This window comes from Streptomyces crystallinus, assembly GCF_039521265.1.
Lineage (GTDB): Bacteria > Actinomycetota > Actinomycetes > Streptomycetales > Streptomycetaceae > Streptomyces > Streptomyces crystallinus.
This window is the reverse complement of the sequence record NZ_BAAACA010000055.1, coordinates 1-18,915: the sequence shown is the minus strand read 5'-3', so window position 1 is coordinate 18,915 and position 18,915 is coordinate 1. Positions and strand designations below refer to the sequence as shown.

Below are 18,915 nucleotides of genomic sequence, written 5' to 3'. Positions count from 1 at the left end.
CGTTCCGCCGGGGCCTGGCGCTGATGAGGCGTCAGCCCCCTCTCGGCGGGGGCTTCTGGCCCACGGACGCGTACGGCCCGTGGTGGCGTGACTATCGTCTTTCGGTACGACACGAACGGGTGAAGCACCGGGCGTCGTGTCGACCGCCGCCCGCACCGGTAACCTCAGCACCATGGCCTCACGTACGTCCGGCAAGGGTTCCCAGGGCACGGCGGGCACCGCGAAGCGCACCGGCCGTACCGCGGCACCCGCCAAGAAGGCGGCAGCGCCCGCCAAGAAGGCGCCCGCGAAGAAGGCAGCCGCGCCCGCGAAGAAAGCTCCCGCCAAGAAGGCACCCGCCAAGAAGGCGGCGGCCCCCAAGCCCGCGCCCAGGCCGGTGCCTTCGCCCACGGGGGGCGTGTACCGAGTGGCGCGCGCCGTCTGGCTGGGCGCCGCCCATGGCGTAGGGGCGATGTTCCGCGGCATAGGGCGCGGCGCCAAGGGCCTCGACCCGGCCCACCGCAAGGACGGGCTCGCCCTGCTGCTGCTCGGCGTGGCGCTGATCGTCGCCGCGGGCACCTGGTCGAATCTGCGCGGGCCGGTCGGCGACCTCGTCGAGATGCTGGTGACCGGTGCGTTCGGCCGGCTCGACCTGCTGGTGCCGCTGCTGCTCGGCGCGATCGCGGTCCGGCTGATCCTCTATCCGGAGCGGCCCGAGGCCAACGGCCGGATCGTGATCGGCCTGTCCGCCCTGGTGCTCGGTGTGCTCGGCCAGGTCCACATCGCCTGTGGCTCGCCGGGCCGCGACGACGGCACCAGCGCCATGCAGGACGCGGGCGGCCTGATCGGCTGGGGCGCCTCCAAGCCCCTCGAATTCCTGATGGGCGACGTGCTCGCGGTGCCGATGCTGGTGCTGCTCACCGTCTTCGGGCTGCTGGTGGTCACCGCCACGCCCGTCAACGCCATCCCGCAGCGGCTGAGGGCCCTGGGCGCCCGCCTCGGCATCGTCGAGCCGCTGCCGGGGGAGTTCGGCGAGGACGAGCTGTACGCGGACGACTGGCGTGCCGCCGATGAACCCGCGCCCGCCCCGCGCGCCCGGCGCACGCCCGGGCGCCGAGTCGCGCCCCTCGACGAGTACGCCCAGGACGAGGCCGAGCAGGCGGCGCTCTCCCAGCGCCGCAAGCCCCGGCGCACCTCGATGCAACCGGCGTTCGACCAGCCGATGGACCCCGTCGACGTGGCGGCCGCCGCGGCCGCAGCCCTGGACGGCGCCGTGCTGAACGGCCTGCCGCCGTCCCCGATCGTCGCCGACCTCACCCAGGGCGTCTCCACCGAACGCGAGCGCGGCGGCACCACCCCGGTCCCCGTCGCCCGCGCCGAGGCGGCCGCGGCCGAGGCGCCGCCCGCCGCCGGGCCCGACATGGCCAAGCAGGCGCCCAAGGCGACCCCGGGCGCCCCCGCCGTCGTACCGGACCTCACCAAGGCGGCTCCGGAGCACTCCGAGATGCCGGCGCGCGCCGAGCAGCTCCAGCTCGCGGGCGACATCACGTACGCGCTGCCCTCGCTCGACCTGCTGGAGCGGGGCGGGCCGGGCAAGACGCGCAGCGCCGCCAACGACGCCATAGTGGACGCGCTGTCCAACGTCTTCACGGAGTTCAAGGTCGACGCGGCCGTCACCGGCTTCACCCGGGGCCCGACGGTCACCCGGTACGAGGTGGAGCTCGGCCCGGCGGTGAAGGTCGAGAAGATCACCGCGCTGGCCAAGAACATCGCGTACGCCGTGGCCAGCCCGGACGTCCGGATCATCTCGCCGATCCCCGGCAAGTCGGCGGTCGGTATCGAGATCCCCAACACCGACCGCGAGATGGTCAACCTCGGTGACGTGCTGCGCCTCGCGGACGCGGCCGAGGACGACCACCCGATGCTCGTCGCGCTCGGCAAGGACGTCGAGGGCGGCTATGTGATGGCCAATCTGGCGAAGATGCCGCACGTCCTGGTGGCCGGCGCGACCGGCTCCGGCAAGTCGTCCTGCATCAACTGCCTGATCACCTCGGTCATGGTGCGGGCCACCCCGGAGGACGTACGGATGGTGCTGGTCGACCCCAAGCGCGTCGAACTCACCGCCTACGAGGGCATTCCGCATCTGATCACGCCGATCATCACCAACCCCAAGCGGGCCGCCGAGGCGCTCCAGTGGGTCGTGCGCGAGATGGACCTGCGCTACGACGACCTGGCGGCGTTCGGTTTCCGCCATATCGACGACTTCAACGAGGCGATCCGCAACGGCAAGGTCAAACTGCCCGAGGGCAGCGAGCGGGAGCTCACCCCGTACCCGTATCTGCTGGTGATCGTCGACGAGCTCGCGGACCTGATGATGGTGGCGCCGCGTGACGTCGAGGACGCGATCGTGCGCATCACCCAGCTGGCCCGCGCCGCCGGCATCCATCTCGTCCTCGCCACCCAGCGGCCGTCCGTCGACGTGGTGACCGGTCTGATCAAGGCGAACGTGCCGTCCAGGCTCGCCTTCGCCACCTCCTCGCTCGCCGACAGCCGCGTCATCCTCGACCAGCCCGGCGCCGAGAAGCTCATCGGAAAGGGTGACGGACTGTTCCTGCCGATGGGCGCGAACAAGCCGACCCGCCTCCAGGGCGCCTTCGTCACCGAGGACGAGATCCAGGCGATCGTCCAGCACTGCAAGGACCAGATGGCGCCGGTCTTCCGCGAGGACGTCACGGTCGGTCAGAAGCAGAAGAAGGAGATCGACGAGGAGATCGGCGACGACCTCGATCTGCTCTGCCAGGCCGCCGAGCTGGTCGTCTCCACCCAGTTCGGGTCGACCTCGATGCTCCAGCGCAAGCTGCGGGTCGGCTTCGCCAAGGCGGGCCGGCTGATGGACCTGATGGAATCGCGCGGAATCGTCGGCCCCAGCGAGGGCTCCAAGGCGCGTGACGTCCTGGTCAAGCCGGACGAACTCGACGGTGTGCTGGCGGTGATCCGCGGGGAGGCTCCCTGATGGCCCGGGGCGGGCCGAAAGGGTCACTCAGGCGGCTGAATGGAGCACACGGAAGGGAGGGTGGGGCAACCGTTTCCCCCGGTCGTACGTCCAGTTGGGGGAAGACCAGGAACATGCCCCCCTCCTGACCCGTTAGGAGGAAGGGAGGAGGCCATTCCTATGGCGTACAAACTCCACCCTCCCGGTTGCCCCACCCTTTCGTACCCCCCCTAGACTGAACACCCAGCAGGTGGCTCACGCTCGAAAGGCGCCCCCGTGTCCATCGGCAACTCCCCCGAAGACGACCGGCCTTCCCTCGGCGACGACGACCGGCCCTCCTTTGCTGACGACGACCGGCCGACGATCGGCCACGCGCTCAAGCAGGCCCGTATCGCGGCAGGACTGACCGTCGACGAGGTCAGTTCGATCACGAGAGTGCGCATCCCGATCGTCCATGGCCTGGAGGAGGACGACTTCTCCCGCTGCGGCGGCGACGTGTACGCGCGCGGACACATCCGCACGGTGGCCCGCGCCGTCCACCTGGACCCCGAACCCCTGGTCGAGCGGTACGACGCCGACCATGGCGGCCGCCCCGCGCCCACCCCCGCCGCGCCCATGTTCGAGGCCGAGCGGATCAGGCCCGAGCGGCGCCGGCCGAACTGGACCGCGGCCATGGTCGCCGCGATCGTGGTGGTCGTCGGCTTCGTCGGCTTCACCATGTTCAGCGGCAGCGGCGACTCCAAGGGCAAGGGCGCCCAGGTCGCCGAGGGCCCGACCCAGACGCACCAGCAGAGCCCCAGCCCCAAGCCGCCCCCCAGCGTGCCGCCCGCCGCGCCCAAGCCGCCCGCCCCCTCCGACAGCGCCATCGCCGCGGCCCCGCAGGACAAGGTCACGGTCAAGCTGAGCGCCATCTCCGACAAGAGCTGGATCTCCGCCAAGGCGCACAACGGCCAGGTGCTCTACGACGGCCTCCTGGAGAAGGGCGAGTCAAAGACCTTCGTGGACGGCGAGAAGATCGATCTGATCCTGGGCAACGCCGGGGCGATCGAGCTCTACGTCAACGGCAAGAAGGTCGAGGACCAGTTCGGTGACGGCCAGGTCGAGCGGCTGACCTACACCAAGGGCGACCCGGTCGTCGGCTGACCGGCCCGCCGCGGCCCCGGCCCCGTACCGCCCCCGTTTCCTTGATCAACCCTCGGGGCGGGGACGCGGGCCGGGACAAAGTAGTCTTGAGTCCATGCCCGAACGCCGTACCGTCGCCCTTGTCACTCTCGGCTGCGCCCGTAACGAGGTGGACTCGGAGGAGCTTGCAGGCCGCTTGGCAGCGGACGGCTGGGAGCTCGTCGAGGACGCCTCGGACGCCGATGTCGCCGTCGTCAACACCTGTGGGTTCGTCGAAGCCGCCAAGAAGGACTCCGTCGACGCCCTCCTCGAAGCCAACGATCTCAAGGATCACGGCAGGACCCAGGCCGTGGTCGCGGTCGGCTGTATGGCCGAGCGGTACGGCAAGGAGCTCGCCGACGCCCTCCCCGAGGCCGACGGCGTGCTCGGCTTCGACGACTACTCCGATATCTCCAACCGGCTCCAGACCATCCTCAGCGGTGGGAGCGTGGAGGCGCACACCCCGCGCGACCGGCGCAAGCTGCTGCCGCTGAGCCCCGTCGAGCGCCAGGGCGCCGCCGTGGCGCTGCCCGGCCACGCGCAGGAGGCCCAGGAGAGCGCCCCCGAGGACCTGCCCGAGGGCGTGGCGCCCGCCTCCGGCCCGCGCGCCCCGCTGCGCCGCCGGCTGGACACCAGCCCGGTCGCCTCGGTGAAGCTGGCCTCCGGCTGCGACCGCCGCTGCTCCTTCTGCGCCATCCCGTCCTTCCGTGGCTCCTTCATCTCGCGCCGCCCCTCGGACGTGCTGGGCGAGACGCGCTGGCTGGCCGAGCAGGGCGTCAAGGAGATCATGCTGGTCTCCGAGAACAACACCTCGTACGGCAAGGACCTCGGCGACATCCGCCTCCTGGAGACGCTGCTGCCCGAGCTCGCAGCCGTCGAGGGCATTGAGCGCGTACGCGTCAGCTACCTCCAGCCCGCCGAGATGCGGCCGGGCCTGATCGACGTGCTGACCTCCACCGACAAGGTCGTCCCGTACTTCGACCTGTCCTTCCAGCACTCCGCGCCCGGCGTGCTGCGCGCCATGCGGCGCTTCGGCGACACCGAGCGCTTCCTGGAGCTCCTGGAGACCATCCGCGCCAAGGCCCCGCTGGCCGGTGTGCGCTCCAACTTCATCGTCGGCTTCCCCGGTGAGACCGAGGCCGACTTCCAGGAGCTGGAACGCTTCCTCACCAGCGCGCGCCTGGACGCCATCGGCGTCTTCGGCTACTCCGACGAGGAGGGCACCGAGGCCGTCACCTACGAGAACAAGCTGGACGCCGAGGTGATCGCGGAGCGGCTCGACCACCTCTCGCGGCTGGCCGAGGAGCTCACCGCCCAGCGCGCCGAGGAGCGTGTGGGCGACACCGTCCGGGTGCTGGTCGAGTCGGTCGACGGCGAGGACGGGGTGATCGGCCGCGCCGAGCACCAGGCACCCGAGACCGATGGCCAAGTGCGGTTCACGGAGGGCGTGGGACTGACGCCGGGCCGTATCGTCGAGGCGAAGGTCGTCGCCGCCGAGGGCGTCGACCTGGTGGTGACGAGTCTCGACGTCCTTGAGGAGGCGGCCAGATGACCGGAGTCCCGGCATCCGCGGCGGGCGGTACCGGCCGGACGCCGGCGCCCGGCGGCAAGCTGGGCGCGGCGGCCGTCAACCAGGCCAGCCTCTGGAACATCGCGAACATCCTCACCATGGTCCGGCTCGTGCTCGTGCCGGGCTTCGTGGTGCTGATGCTTCAGGACGGCGGATACGACCCGGCCTGGCGGGCCTGGGCGTGGGCCGCGTTCGCCGTCGCCATGATCACGGACATCTTCGACGGCCATCTGGCCCGGACGTACGACCTGGTCACGGACTTCGGGAAGATCGCGGACCCGATCGCCGACAAGGCGATCATGGGTGCCGCGCTGATCTGTCTCTCCTCGCTCGGCGATCTGCCGTGGTGGGTGACCTCGGCGATCCTGTTCCGGGAACTCGGGATCACGCTCATGCGTTTCTGGGTCATCAGGCACGGGGTGATTCCCGCCAGCAGGGGCGGGAAGCTGAAGACCCTGGCCCAGGGCACGGCCACGGGGATGTACGTTCTGGCGCTCACGGGTCCGCTGGCGACCCTGCGCTTCTGGGTGATGGCGCTCGCCGTGGTGCTGACGCTCGTCACCGGGCTCGACTATGTGCGACAGGCGGTCGTACTGAGGCGCCAGGGGCTCGCGGCAGAGCGGGCGGAGCGTGCTGCCGAGGCCGCGACGGAGGGACCGGGGCGGTGAAGGAGGCGGCGCGGATCATGCGTCTGCTCACGGAGCGTGAGCAGACGGTTGCGGTCGCGGAGTCGCTGACGGGCGGTCTGGTGGCCGCCGAACTGACCGAGGCGCCGGGTGCCTCCCAGGGTTTCCGCGGCTCCGTCACGGCCTACGCGACGGACGTCAAGCAGAAGGTGCTGGGGGTCGACGGAAGCCTTCTGGCGGAGCGCGGAGCCGTGGACGGCGAGGTCGCGCGCCAGATGGCGGGGGGTGTGCGGCGGATGCTGGGGGCCGACTGGGGTCTGTCCACCACCGGAGTGGCCGGGCCCACGCCCCAGGACGGACAGCCCGTGGGGACGGTCTATGTGGCCGTCGAGGGACCGGACGGGACCGGGAAAACCGTCGCTTTGAGGTTGAACGGCGGCAGGGCGGAAATCCGTAGGGAGAGTGTACGGAGCGTGCTCGAACTGCTCTCCGGTGAACTCGGCGAGGATGCGCGGGCACAGGATACGGAACAGAACGGGGGGAATTGATGTTTGCAGCCCTGAGTGAACACGACATCGCTCCCCGCACGGCCGCAGCGCGAGGCGGTACGGTGGGGCGTGAAGGATGCGGCTACGCGGTCCGAGGAGGGAGCCACCGATGATTCTGCTCCGTCGCCTGCTGGGTGACGTGCTGCGTCGGCAGCGCCAGCGCCAGGGCCGTACTCTGCGCGAAGTCTCCTCGTCCGCCCGAGTCTCACTCGGCTATCTCTCCGAGGTGGAGCGGGGGCAGAAGGAGGCTTCCTCCGAGCTGCTCTCCGCCATCTGCGACGCGCTTGACGTACGGATGTCCGAGCTCATGCGGGAAGTGAGCGACGAGCTGGCACTTGCCGAGCTCGCTGCCTCGGCGGCGGCGAGCGATCCGGTGCCTGCACCGGTACGTCCGATGCTCAATTCGATCTCCGTGACGTCGGTGACCGGCGTCCCGACCGAGCGTGTGACGATCAAGGCGCCCGCGGAAGCGGTGGACGTCGTCGCGGCCTGACCCTGTCGGGCTCTGTCTGTGAACGGCCCCGGCCGGTCTGCTGACCGGCCGGGGCCGTTCTGTGCCCGGAAAGCCTCCTGGTAGTGCGTACGTCGCCGCGAAAGCCCTGGAATGCACCATTTGGGGCTTTCTGTAAAGGTGGTGGGTGAACGCGGGGAGCCGGCGCACACCGAACGGAGTCCATGCATGTCTGTCGTGAAGAGCTCGCTGTCCGAGTCCGACCTGAAGGTGGTGGGTGACGCCCTGCAGGGCGCCCTCGTCGACCTCGTGGACCTGGCGCTGGTCGCCAAGCAGGTCCACTGGAACGTCGTCGGGCCGCGCTTCCGGTCCGTCCACCTCCAGCTCGACGAGGTGGTCGACACCGCCAGACTGCACTCGGACACGGTGGCCGAGCGGGCCGCGGCGCTCGGGGTGACCCCGGACGGCCGGGCGGCGACCGTGGCGTCGACGAGCGCGATCGGCAAGGTGCCCACCGGGTGGATCAAGGACGGCGACGCGGTACGGATCCTGGTCGACGCGCTGGGCGCGGTGGTCACCAGGATGCGCGAGCGGATCGACTCCACCGGCGACCCGGACCCGGTCAGCCAGGACGTGCTCATCGGGCTGACGGCGGACCTGGAGAAGCACGCGTGGATGTTCCAGGCGGAGACGGGGTGAGGGGCGGGGGTGCGGGGGCTCTGGGGGCCGGTGAGCCTCTGGGGCTGCCGAGGTCCTCGGGTCCGCGACGCGGTTCAGGCGTCGGCCGCGGTTTCGGAGCCGGCTGGGGTTCTGAGGGTGGCTGAGGCCCGGGGCTCGCTGAGGCTCTGGGGAACGAGGTAGGTGCGGGGCGTGTGGGGTCGGCTGCGCGCCGGGGCCGCACCCGGTGCGCCCTCCCGGTGAACCGCAGGAGCGGTCTAGCGTCGGCCTGAGGAGGCGGCCATGGCGGTGGCGGTGCGATGGGTGCCGGCGCTCGTGGTGGGGGCGCTGTGGTGGTGGGCCGTGCTGCGCCTGCTGGCAGCGCCCGACCAGGCCGGGCTCCTGGAGGGCGCCGTGGCGGCGGGCGGCTGGGGTCTGAGCCTGCTGCCGGTGCATGTCACGAGCCCCGCGGTCACCACGGCATCGCGACGCCGCCGTTCGGACGCAGGATCTGGCCCGTCATGAACGAGGACGCGTCCGAGGCGAGATAGAGCACGGTGTGCGCGATGTCCTCGGGCTCGCCGACCCGCCCCAGCGGGGAGAGCCGGACCATCGTCGACTCGATCCGCTGCTGCTGCTCGGCCGAGTGGCGCTCGGTCATCGGGGTGCGGACCCAGCCGGGGGCGACGGCGTTGACGCGGATGGAGTGCGGGCCGAGTTCCGTGGCGAGGGTCTTGGTCAGCTGGACGACGGCCGCCTTCGAGGCGCTGTAGCAGAACAGCCCGGCCCCGGCGGAATCCACGGCTCCGGACGCCATGGTGACGATGCTGCCCGCCGTACCGTTCTCGATCATCACTCGGGCCGCCTCCTGGCAGGAGTGCAGCACGCCCTTGAAGTTCACCGCGAGAACCCGGTCGAGATCGGCGTCGTCGGTGTCGAGGACCGTGCTGGAGTGCATGATCCCGGCGACCGCGGCCAGCACATCGACGCGGCCGGCGGCCCGGACGGCCGCGCGCAGATGGGTGCGATCGGTCACATCGAGCAGATGGGTGTACGCGGTGCCGCCCGCCTTGGCGATCAGCTCCTGGGTGCCGCGCAGACCCAGCTCGTCGACGTCGGCGCAGTGCACGGCCGCGCCCGCCTCCGCCAGCAGGACGGCGCTGGCCCGCCCGATACCGCCGGCGGCGCCCGTCACGAAGGAGGTGCGATCGCTGAGGTCGTACGCCGAGAGGGGCATGCGGGGACCGTACGGGCGGATCTGACGAGCCGTCAACTGGCGTGCTGGGTAAACCGTCGAAGTGCGCTGTCACTCTTTCGGGGCCGTGTGAGACCTCCCTCCGGTTCAGCTCCCCTCGGGTCCCGAGTGGCCGGGGACCGGAGGGCTGGGCTGACACCGGGGGCACCAGTAGGTGGGGCGCTCGCTGCCGGCGGGGTCGCGCAGGGTGGTGGTGCGCAGCGCGGTACCGCAGCGGGGGCAGGGCCGCCCGCCGCGCCCGTACACGTACACCTGCCGGGACGGGCGCTCCCGGTTCGCCTCCAGGATCTTCTTGGCGGCGGCGACGACCCGGGCGGGATCGGTGAGCTCGCCCACGGGCAGCCAGGGCACGGCCCGGACGGCGAAGCAGATCTCCGACTTGTAGACATTGCCGATGCCCGCCAGATTGCGCTGGTCGAGCAGGGCTTCGCCGAGCGGGCGGGCGGGGTCCTGGAGGAGGTTGTGCAGGGCGGCCTCCGGGTCCCAGTCGGGGCCGAGCAGATCGGGGCCGAGGTGGCCGACGACGCGGTGCTCGTCGCGGGTGCGGAGCAGTTCGAGTACGGGCAGGCGGTAGCCGACGGCGGTGTGCTCGGCGGTGCCCAGGATCGCCCGGATCTGGTCGCTGCGGCCCCCGCGCCAGCGCTCGCCGGGCGCGAAGATCCGCCAGGTCCCCTCCATCCGCAGATGCGAGTGGAGGGTGAGGCCGCCCTCGATCCGGGCGAGCAGGTGTTTGCCGCGCGGGGTGACGTCCAGCACGGTCCGCCCCGTGAGGTCGGCGGTCGCGAACCGGGGCACGCGCAGATCCGACCGGGTCAGCTCATGTCCACCGAGCGCGCGGTCGAGCCGCCGGGCGGCCTGCCAGACGGTGTCTCCTTCGGGCATGAGGCCATTGTGCCGGGCCTTCCGGGGGGGGCGGGTGTTTGTCTGCGGGTGGGGCGGGGTGGCCGTCCCGATCCTTGAACCCTGGGTATGAGGTCGTCTGCGGGTGGGGCGGGGGTCCGTCCCGTTCGTTGAACCCTGGGGGTACGTGCTCTCTGCGGGTGGGTCGGGGGTGGCCGTCCCGTTTCCGGGGGCGTGGTCGTCTGCGGGTTGTGTGTGGCTGGTCGCGCAGTTCCCCGCGCCCCTTGTGCAGGGGGCCGTAGCCAGAGTCTCCAGCTCAGCCACAGGTTTTCAGGGGCGCGGGGAACTGCGCGAGCAACCGGCCACCGGCCTGCGGACAAACGGGGGCCCGGGGCGGAGCCCCGAAGCGGGGTGCAGGGGCCGCAGGCCCCGCTGGGGTCGGAGGGGGCGCGGCCCCCCTCCGGGACCCCCGGAGGGTTCAGGGAAGGGGTGGGGCGGGGCGGGGCTCAAGGCCGCAATCGCAACCCCCGTGGCGTCGCCACGAACCCCGCCCCCTCCAGCGCCCGAGCCAGCGGTGACGTCAGCGCCGCCTCACCATTGACCCGCTCCACCGTCACCGTCCCCAACCGCCCCGCCCGCGCCGCCCCCGCCAACGCCTCCACCGCCGCCAGCAGCGCCGGATCATCGGGCTCACAGGGCCATACCAGCAGTGACTTGCCGCCACGCTCCATGTAGAGCGCGAGCGAGCCGTCGACCAGGACCACCATCGACCCGGCCTTGCGGCCCGGCTTGTGCCCGGCCCCGGACGGCGGCTCGGGCCAGGGAAGCGCCGCCCCGAAGGCGTTCGCGGGATCCGCGGCCGCCAGCACCACACCGCGCGGCGTCGGACGCGCCTCCGCGCGGTCGCGCGCGGTGGCCGCCGCCCGCAGCCGGTCCACCGCCCCGTCCATCGCGAACTGGGCCGCGCCCAGCCCCTCGACCACATAGCCGCGCCGCGCCTGCCCGCTGTCCTCGAACGCGGCGAGGATCCGGTACGTCGCCGAGAAGCCGCCCTCGACCCCTTCGGCCGCGACCGCGCCCCGGGTGACCACACCATGGCGGTCGAGGAGCGTCCGGGCCAGGGCGTGCGCCCGGAGCGTGGGATCCGGCTCGCGGGCGGGCAGCAGGGACCAGCGCCCCGACACCGTCGGCGGCCCGGTGCGCGAGGCGGTCCGCGCGGCCGCCGTCAGCGTCCCGTACCGCCCGCGTGGAACGGTCCGCTTGGCCCGGTGCGCCGTGGACCCGGCCGTGCGCCCCGACCCCAGCAGTGCCCGCAGCGGCGCGAGCGTGTCGTTGGTGAGCCGCCCCGACCACGCCAGATCCCATACGGCGTCGGCCAGCTGCGGTTCGGTCGCCTCCGGATGCGTGGTGGCGCGGACCTGGTCGGCGATCTGGCGGAAGAACAGCCCGTATCCAGGGGCGAGCGCGGTCAGCACCGACTCGTGCAGCGCGGTGAGCTCCAGCGGATGGGGCGCGGGCAGCAGCAGCGGCGCCGCGTCGGCGACGAACAGCGAGACCCAGCCGTCCTTGCCCGGCAGCGCCCCCGCCCCCGCCCACAGGACCTCGCCGGTCGTGGTGAGCTCGTCGAGCAGCCCCGGGCCGTAGTCGGAGACCCGGGAGGGCAGCACCAGCTTCTCCAGGGCGGACGCGGGCACGGCGGCGCCCTGCAACTGCTCGACGGCCCGCGCCAGCCCGTCGATGCCGCGCAGACTGTTGCTCCCCAGGTGCTGCCACTGCGGCAGGAAGGTGGCCAGCGCCGCGGGCGGCACCGGTTCCAGCTCGTGGCGCAGCGCCGCCAGGGAGCGGCGGCGCAGTCTGCGCAGCACCGTCGCGTCGCACCACTCCTGTCCGAGCCCCGCCGGATGGAACTCGCCCTGCACCACCCGCCCGCTGGCCGCCAGCCGCTGAAGCGCCCCCTCGGTGACGGCCGTGCCGAGGCCGAAGCGGGCAGCCGCGGTGGCCGAGGTGAACGGCCCGTGCGTGCGCGCGTACCGCGACAGGAGATCCCCGAGGGGGTCCTTGACGGGTTCGGTGAACGCCTCGGGCACGCCCACCGGCAGCGCCGTGCCCAGCGCGTCCCGCAGCCGTCCCGCGTCCTCGATCGCCGCCCAGTGCTCGGCGCCGCCGAGCCGGACCCGGATGGCGCGGCGGGCGGACGCCAGCTCCTGCGGCCACTGGGGCTCGGCGCCGCGCGCGACCAGCTCCTCGTCGGTCAGCGGCCCCAGCACCCGCAGCAGGTCGGCGACGCCCTCCATGTCCTTGATCCGGCGGTCCTCGGTGAGCCACTGAAGCTCCTGCTCCAGCTCGGTGAGGACCTCCGCGTCGAGGAGTTCACGCAGCTCGGCCTGGCCGAGCAGCTCGGCCAGCAGCCGGGAGTCCAGCGAGAGGGCGGCGGCCCGCCGCTCGGCCAGCGGCGAGTCGCCCTCGTACAGGAACTGGGCCACATACCCGAACAGCAGCGAACGAGCGAAGGGCGACGGCTCGGGCGTGGTCACCTCGACCAGCCGCACCCGGCGCGCCTCCAGATCGCCCATCAGCTCGGTCAGACCCGGCACGTCGAAGACGTCCTGGAGGCACTCGCGGACGGCCTCCAGGACGATCGGGAACGAGCCGAACTCACTCGCCACCTGGAGCAGCTGGGCCGCCCGCTGACGCTGCTGCCACAGCGGGGTGCGCTTGCCGGGGTTGCGCCGGGGCAGCAGCAACGCGCGCGCCGCACACTCCCGGAAGCGGGCGGCGAACAGCGCCGAGCCGCCCACCTGATCGGTGACGATCTGCTCGATCTCCCCCTTGTCGAAGACGGCGTCCGCGGCGCCCACCGGGGCCTGTTCGCTGTCGTACGTCGAGTCCAGGTGGCCCGGGTCCTGGTCGAGGAGGTCGAAGCCCATCAGGTCGGCGTCCGGCAGCCGCAGCACGATGCCGTCGTCGGCGTGCATGACCTGGGCGTCCATCCCGTACCGCTCGGCCAGGCGGGCGCCGAGCGCCAGCGCCCAGGGCGCGTGCACCTGGGCGCCGAAGGGCGAGTGGATGACGACCCGCCAGTCGCCCAGCTCGTCACGGAACCGCTCCACCAGGATGGTGCGGTCGTCGGGCACATGGCCGCACGCGCGGCGCTGCTCGTCGAGGTAAGCGATCACGTTGTCCGCCGCCCAGGCGTCCAGGCCCGCGCTCAGCAGGCGCAGCCGCGCGTCCTCGGGGGCGAGGGAGCCGACCTCGCGCAGGAACGCGCCTAGCGCGCGCCCCAGTTCGAGCGGGCGGCCCAGCTGGTCGCCCTTCCAGAACGGCAGCCTGCCCGGCACACCGGGGGCGGGGGAGACCAGCACGCGGTCACGGGTAATGTCCTCGATCCGCCAGGACGTGGTGCCCAGGGTGAACACATCGCCGACGCGCGACTCGTAGACCATCTCCTCGTCGAGCTCCCCGACCCGGCCGCCGCCCTTCTTGGGGTCGGCGCCCGCCAGGAAGACCCCGAAGAGCCCCCGGTCGGGGATGGTGCCGCCGGACGTCACCGCGAGGCGCTGCGCGCCGGGGCGGCCCGTCACCGTACCCGCCACGCGGTCCCACACCACGCGCGGGCGCAGCTCCGCGAAGGCGTCGGACGGATAGCGGCCCGCCAGCATGTCCAGGACGGCCGTGAACGCCGACTCCGGCAGGGCGGCGAACGGCGCCGCCCGGCGGACCAGGGCCAGCAGGTCGTCCGCCTGCCAGCTGTCCAGGGCCGTCATGGCGACCAGTTGCTGCGCCAGCACGTCCAGCGGGTTGGACGGGATCCGCAGGGACTCGATGGCCCCCGACCGCATCCGCTCGGTGACCACCGCCGACTGGACCAGATCGCCCCGGTACTTGGGGAAGACCACGCCCGTGGAGACCGCGCCCACCTGGTGGCCCGCGCGGCCCACCCGCTGGAGGCCCGAGGCAACCGACGGCGGCGACTCGACCTGCACCACCAGGTCCACCGCGCCCATGTCGATGCCCAGTTCAAGGCTGGACGTGGCGACCACGGCGGGCAGTCGCCCCGCCTTCAGGTCCTCCTCGACCAGCGCCCGCTGCTCCTTGGAGACCGAGCCGTGGTGGGCGCGCGCGAGGACGGGCGGCGCTCCCTTGGCCGCGCCCGACTGGGCCATGACCTCGGCGGGGGAGTGGGCCTCCGCCAGCGGCGCGGCCGCCTCGCCCGCCTCCAGCGCGGCCGCCGTGGCGCGCTCGTACGCGATCTCGTTGAGCCGGTTGCACAGCCGCTCGGCCAGCCGGCGGGAGTTGGCGAAGACGATCGTCGAGCGGTGCGCCTGCACCAGGTCGACGATGCGCTCCTCCACATGCGGCCAGATGGACGGCTTCTCCGCACCCTCGGCGGCGTCGGCGGCCGGGGCACCGCCGAGCTCTCCCAGGTCCTCCACCGGAACGACCACCGACAGGTCGAACTCCTTGGCGGAGCGCGGCTGGACGATCTCCACCTTGCGCTGCGGCGACAGGAACCGCGCCACCTCGTCCACCGGGCGGACCGTCGCCGAAAGCCCAATCCGGCGGGCGGGCCGCGCCAGCAGCTCGTCCAACCGCTCCAGGGACAGGGCGAGATGCGCCCCGCGCTTGGTGCCCGCCACCGCGTGCACCTCGTCCAGGATCACCGTCTCCACGCCCGACAGCGCCTCGCGCGCGGACGAGGTGAGCATCAGGAACAGCGACTCGGGAGTGGTGATCAGAATGTCCGGCGGCCGGGTGGACATGGCGCGGCGCTCGGCGGGCGGGGTGTCGCCCGAGCGGATCCCGACCCGCACCTCCGGCTCCGGCAGCCCCAGGCGCACCGACTCCTGGCGGATGCCGGTCAGCGGGGAGCGCAGATTGCGCTCGACGTCGACCGCCAGCGCCTTCAGCGGCGACACATACAGCACACGGCAGCGCTTCTTGGCCTCGGCGGGCGGCGGGGCGGCGGCCAGCCCGTCCAGAGCGGCCAGGAACGCGGCGAGGGTCTTGCCCGAGCCGGTCGGCGCGACCACCAGGACGTCCGAACCCTCGGAGATCGCCCGCCAGGCGCCCTCCTGCGCGGCGGTGGGCGCGGTGAAGGCTCCCGTGAACCAGCCCCTGGTCGCGGGAGAGAAGGAGTCCAGCGCTGTCCTTGCCATGGTCACCATCGTGCACCCACCCACTGACAATGGCCCGGAGCTGCGAGAATGCGGATATGAACGCGGCCGAGGAGTGGGCACGGCACTGGCGGTACCCGGGGGTGCCGGGCCTCGAACTGCTCCACGCCCGCTATGTGCGCCACTCCTTCTCCCGGCACAGCCACGAGGGCTTCGTCTTCGGCGCGGTGCGCGGCGGGATCGAGGACGTGGTCCTGCCGGGCGAGACCTTGCAGGCGCGCCCCGGCACCGTCGTCATGATCAACCCCGAGGTGCCGCACTCCGCCCACGCCGGAGTCCCCGAGGGCTGGACGTACGCCACGCTCTACCCCTCGTCGCAGCTGATCGCCGACATCGCCGCCGAGGTCACCACCCTGCGCGGCACCGTCGGGTTCGCCGAGACCATCGTCGAGGACCCGGACACCTCCCGGCTCATCCAGGAGGTGCACCGTGCGGCCGAACAGGGCAACGCGCTCGCCGCCGACACCGTGTTCCGCGTCGCCGTCGCCCGGCTGCTCCGCCGCCACGGCCAGTCCCTCCCGGCGCGCACCACCGGTTCGGCGGGCGCCCGAACGGCCGCGGCCGCCCGCACCCTCCTGGAGCAGCGGCTCGCCGACCCGCCCTCGCTGGAACAGCTCGCCCACGACCTCGGGACCAGCCCGTTCGCCCTGCTGCGGGCCTTCAAGAGTGCCTACGGACTGCCCCCGCACACCTGGCTCACCGGCGAACGCGTCCGCCGGGCCCGGCTGCTCCTGGAGGCCGGCACCGCGCCCGCCGAGGCGGCCGTGGCCGTCGGCTTCACCGACCAGCCGCACCTCAACCGCCACTTCACCCGCATCGTGGGCGTGACGCCGGGCGTGTACCGCAGAGAGCGCGCAAGAACGTACAAGAACGCGGGAACCCCGCCCACGTAACGTCCCGGACGTGGCAGCAGAACAGTCAGCACCCCCAGAAATACGCCCCGAGGACGAGGTCCCGGTCAGCACCCCCGTACCAGGCACCCGTCCGGAGCCGACCCTCGCGCGCGAGGGCGAGGACAAGCCCGACTCCGCCGTCGTCCGGGACGCCCTCGGCGTCGGCATAGCCGTCGGGCTCTCCGGCTTCGCCTTCGGCGTGACCTCGGCGGGCTCGGGACTCACACTTCTTCAGACGTGCGCGCTCAGCCTCCTCGTCTTCACCGGCGCCTCCCAGTTCGCCCTGGTGGGCGCGCTCGCGGCGGGCGGCAACCCGTTCACGGCGGCGGCCGGAGCCTTCTTCCTGGGCGTACGCAACGCCTTCTACGGGCTGCGGCTGTCGCAGCTGCTCGCACTCCCGCGCGCGGTGCGGCCCTTCGCCGCCCAGTGGGTGATCGACGAGACGACCGCCGTGACCCTCGCCCAGCCCACCCGGCGGGCCGCACGGATCGGCTTCACCGTCACCGGACTCACGCTCTACGTGCTGTGGAACCTGACGACCCTCGCCGGAGCCATCGGCGCGGAGGCGATCGGCGACACGGACGCGTGGGGGCTGGACGCGGCGAGCCCGGCCGTCTTCCTGGCGCTGCTCGCGCCGATGCTCACCACCGCCACCGAACGGATCACCGCCGGGCTCGCGGTCCTGCTGGCCCTGGGCTCCCTGCCGGTGCTGCCCGCCGGGGTGCCGGTCCTGATGGCCGCGCTCGCCGCACCCCTCGTGCTGTTCCTGAAGGGGCGCGCGAACGCGGCGAAGGGCCGTGAGGCGCGTACGGACGGTCGTACGACAAGCCGCGAGATCCCTGCGGAGAGCAGTGAGACCCGTACGACCCGCCACGAGAACACCACGCGGGGCCGGACGAAGTCCGAGTCGGCCGACGGGAACTTCGAGAAGGGAGCGGGGCGTTGAACGTCTGGATCGCCATCGCCGCCACCGCCGTCGGCTGCTACCTGGTCAAGCTCCTCGGCCTCCTCGTCCCCGCCGGGGCACTGGAGCGGCCCCTGGTGCGACGGCTCGCCGCACTGCTGCCCGTGGCCCTGCTGGCCGCCCTCACCGCCCAGCAGACCTTCAGCAGCGGCCGTGACCTCGTGCTCGACGCCAGGGGCGCGGGCCTCGCGGCCGCAGCCGTCGCCCTGATGCTGCGTGCCCCCTTCCTGGTGATCGTCGCCGCCGCCGTACTGGTGACGGCGGGGGTACGGGCCCTGGGCGGCTGACTTGGCCGCCCGGCGCCCGCCGCCCCTGGCCTCAGCCGATCGCGCGGCCGTACGCCCGCAGCGTCCGCAGCGCCTCGATCGTCACGATCGGCCGCCACTCCAGAGCCGTGCCCGGCGCCCACTCGGACCAGTGGATGGGCCACCCCCCGTCCTCCCGCTGCACGGCCGCGAGGTGGTCGAGCGAGCGGGCCATCTCCTCGTCCGTGAACCAGCGGCGGGCCAGCGATCCCGGCACGCGCGCGTAGTCGTGCGGAAAGTGATGCTCGGCCGGGGCGTAACCGGGGGCGACCGGAAAGTCCCCGAGCCGGTCCGGATCGAGCACCGCGAGCCGCTGCTCGCGCACCAGCCGCCCGAGCCGGTCCGCCGCCGCCTCGGCACGCGCGCGGTCCGGCACCCCGTCCAGAAAGGCGATGGCCGCCTCGATCTCGTACGGATGCGACTTCTCCAGCGCGTCGACGGCGGCCCAGCAGAAGTCCGTGGCCCGGAAGAGCCAGGCGTGCCACACCTGGTTGCGGTGGAGCAGCCCCAACACCGGGCCGGTGGCCAGCAGCTCGCTGGGCGGGTCGTCGACGATCCGCACGAACGGCGCCACGGGATAGCCGCGCGCCGAGGGGTGCAGCGCGGGCAGGGCGCCGTCCTGCGTGGAGACCGACGTCAGATAGCCGCAGATCCGCTCGGTGCGCCGGCCGCTCACCCGGCCCACGGAGTCCAGGACGCGCAACGCGTGCGCGGTGTGCAGCGGCTGGCTGACGGGGCCGCGCAGATCGGGCTCCAGCGCGTGCCCGTAGCCCCCGTCGGCGTTCTGGTAGGCGGCGAGCGCGGTCTCCACCGGGTCGGCGCCGCCGCCGAGGAAGTGGTACGTGAACCGCCGCTGCTCCAGCACACGGGCCGTCAGCCAGACGAAGCGCTCGGCTCGGGCGAGCGGCGTGAGAGGCGCGCGGGACGTGCGGACAGTCTCGGGTGATGTTCCGGATCCGGCCATGGTCCGACCGTAGGGTGCGCAGCGCCGCAGACAAGCCCGACGGCCTCGGCTGCACTCTCAGGGGCGGGATACTGGTGTCATGCGGTTGACGATTTTCTGGGAGCGGATGGCCGACCACTTCGGCGCCGCCTACGCCGACTCCTTCGCGCGCGACCATGTGATGACCGAGCTCGGCGGGCGCACCGTGCACGAGGCGCTCGACGCGGGCTGGGAGACCAAGGACGTCTGGCGGGCCGTGTGCACCGCCATGGACGTGCCCGCGCACAAGCGGTGACGATCCGGGACTGAGGGCCCGCGCTGTCCGAGGCATGGGCGAGACTTGCTGCGTGGCACCCACTGACGAGAGCGACACCCAGACAGACCGCCAGGGCGACCGCCCGGCCGGGAACGACCGCCTGCCCGAGGCCGCACCCCGTCCCGAGGGCGAGCCGCGCTCCGACGGCGGCGTGCGCCTGCCCGAGGGCGGCGGCCCGGCCGCGACGGCCGGCGGACACGGCGGCGCGGCCCCGCACACGGGGGCGGGCGAGATCCCGTCC

At 72.8% G+C, this 18,915-nt stretch carries 16 protein-coding genes and 1 pseudogene; 13 read left to right on the top strand and 4 right to left on the bottom strand.

The genetic code is table 11. From position 1 onward, the window contains the following. The first annotated feature begins 172 nt into the window (after positions 1-172). The 8 genes from ABD236_RS31485 to ABD236_RS31450 all read left to right on the top strand — a co-directional run bounded on the left by ABD236_RS31485 (position 173) and on the right by ABD236_RS31450 (position 8,509). On the top strand, positions 173-2,992 hold the full coding sequence (locus tag ABD236_RS31485) for a DNA translocase FtsK (RefSeq protein WP_344079828.1): 2,820 nt from the start codon (positions 173-175) through the stop codon (positions 2,990-2,992). A 255-nt stretch (positions 2,993-3,247) separates the two neighbouring features. After that, complete coding sequence (locus ABD236_RS31480; protein ID WP_344079825.1) at positions 3,248-4,114, top strand: helix-turn-helix domain-containing protein; 867 nt, start codon at positions 3,248-3,250, stop codon at positions 4,112-4,114. Positions 4,115-4,208: 94 nt separating this feature from the next. Beyond that, complete coding sequence (gene rimO, locus ABD236_RS31475) at positions 4,209-5,684, top strand: 30S ribosomal protein S12 methylthiotransferase RimO (protein ID WP_344079822.1); 1,476 nt, start codon at positions 4,209-4,211, stop codon at positions 5,682-5,684. Next, on the top strand, positions 5,681-6,370 hold the full coding sequence (gene pgsA, locus ABD236_RS31470; RefSeq protein WP_344079818.1) for a CDP-diacylglycerol--glycerol-3-phosphate 3-phosphatidyltransferase: 690 nt from the start codon (positions 5,681-5,683) through the stop codon (positions 6,368-6,370). The genes rimO and pgsA overlap by 4 nt, the downstream gene beginning before the upstream one ends. Continuing rightward, positions 6,367-6,876: a CinA family protein gene (locus ABD236_RS31465; protein WP_344079815.1), complete on the top strand. Its 510-nt coding sequence runs from the start codon at positions 6,367-6,369 to the stop codon at positions 6,874-6,876. The genes pgsA and ABD236_RS31465 overlap by 4 nt, the downstream gene beginning before the upstream one ends. Positions 6,877-6,985: 109 nt before the next feature. Further along, positions 6,986-7,369 carry a helix-turn-helix domain-containing protein gene (locus ABD236_RS31460; protein WP_067165033.1) on the top strand — a complete coding sequence of 128 codons (384 nt, stop codon included), beginning with the start codon at positions 6,986-6,988 and terminating at the stop codon, positions 7,367-7,369. Positions 7,370-7,555: 186 nt separating this feature from the next. Continuing rightward, positions 7,556-8,026: a Dps family protein gene (locus ABD236_RS31455; protein WP_344079810.1), complete on the top strand. Its 471-nt coding sequence runs from the start codon at positions 7,556-7,558 to the stop codon at positions 8,024-8,026. Positions 8,027-8,293: 267 nt separating this feature from the next. Next, a complete protein-coding gene (locus ABD236_RS31450; protein WP_344079843.1) occupies positions 8,294-8,509 on the top strand; it encodes a hypothetical protein in 216 nt (71 codons plus the stop codon). Here the strand turns inward: ABD236_RS31450 and ABD236_RS31445 are convergent. The 3 genes from ABD236_RS31445 to ABD236_RS31435 form a co-directional block, all read right to left on the bottom strand. After that, entirely contained in the window at positions 8,457-9,221 is a 765-nt protein-coding gene (locus ABD236_RS31445) for an SDR family NAD(P)-dependent oxidoreductase (protein WP_344079807.1), read from the bottom strand. The genes ABD236_RS31450 and ABD236_RS31445 overlap by 53 nt on opposite strands. A gap of 105 nt (positions 9,222-9,326) precedes the next feature. Further along, positions 9,327-10,121, bottom strand: coding sequence for an Fpg/Nei family DNA glycosylase (locus tag ABD236_RS31440; protein WP_344079804.1), 795 nt, complete (start codon positions 10,119-10,121; stop codon positions 9,327-9,329). Between the two features lie 464 nt (positions 10,122-10,585). Then, a complete protein-coding gene (locus ABD236_RS31435) occupies positions 10,586-15,235 on the bottom strand; it encodes an ATP-dependent helicase (protein ID WP_344079801.1) in 4,650 nt (1,549 codons plus the stop codon). A 56-nt stretch (positions 15,236-15,291) separates the two neighbouring features. On the opposite strand from ABD236_RS31435, the gene ABD236_RS31430 reads away from it, so the two are divergent. Genes ABD236_RS31430 through ABD236_RS31420 form a run of 3 tightly spaced genes read left to right on the top strand, consistent with a single transcriptional unit; the run spans position 15,292 to position 17,397 of the window. After that, positions 15,292-16,146: an AraC family transcriptional regulator gene (locus tag ABD236_RS31430; RefSeq protein ID WP_344079798.1), complete on the top strand. Its 855-nt coding sequence runs from the start codon at positions 15,292-15,294 to the stop codon at positions 16,144-16,146. 10 nt (positions 16,147-16,156) lie between these two features. Next, positions 16,157-17,092: an AzlC family ABC transporter permease gene (locus tag ABD236_RS31425; protein ID WP_344079795.1), complete on the top strand. Its 936-nt coding sequence runs from the start codon at positions 16,157-16,159 to the stop codon at positions 17,090-17,092. Beyond that, positions 17,089-17,397, top strand: a complete 309-nt coding sequence (locus ABD236_RS31420) for an AzlD domain-containing protein (RefSeq protein WP_344079792.1) — start codon at positions 17,089-17,091, stop codon at positions 17,395-17,397. The genes ABD236_RS31425 and ABD236_RS31420 overlap by 4 nt, the downstream gene beginning before the upstream one ends. Positions 17,398-17,428: 31 nt before the next feature. Here the strand turns inward: ABD236_RS31420 and ABD236_RS31415 are convergent, their stop codons facing one another. Continuing rightward, positions 17,429-18,379: a hypothetical protein gene (locus ABD236_RS31415; RefSeq protein WP_344079790.1), complete on the bottom strand. Its 951-nt coding sequence runs from the start codon at positions 18,377-18,379 to the stop codon at positions 17,429-17,431. A gap of 79 nt (positions 18,380-18,458) precedes the next feature. Between ABD236_RS31415 and ABD236_RS31410 the strand changes: the two genes are divergently transcribed. Continuing rightward, on the top strand, positions 18,459-18,653 hold the full coding sequence (locus tag ABD236_RS31410) for a DUF3046 domain-containing protein (protein ID WP_344079788.1): 195 nt from the start codon (positions 18,459-18,461) through the stop codon (positions 18,651-18,653). 52 nt (positions 18,654-18,705) lie between these two features. After that, positions 18,706-18,915, top strand: a pseudogene (locus ABD236_RS31405) (hypothetical protein); the annotation flags it as partial.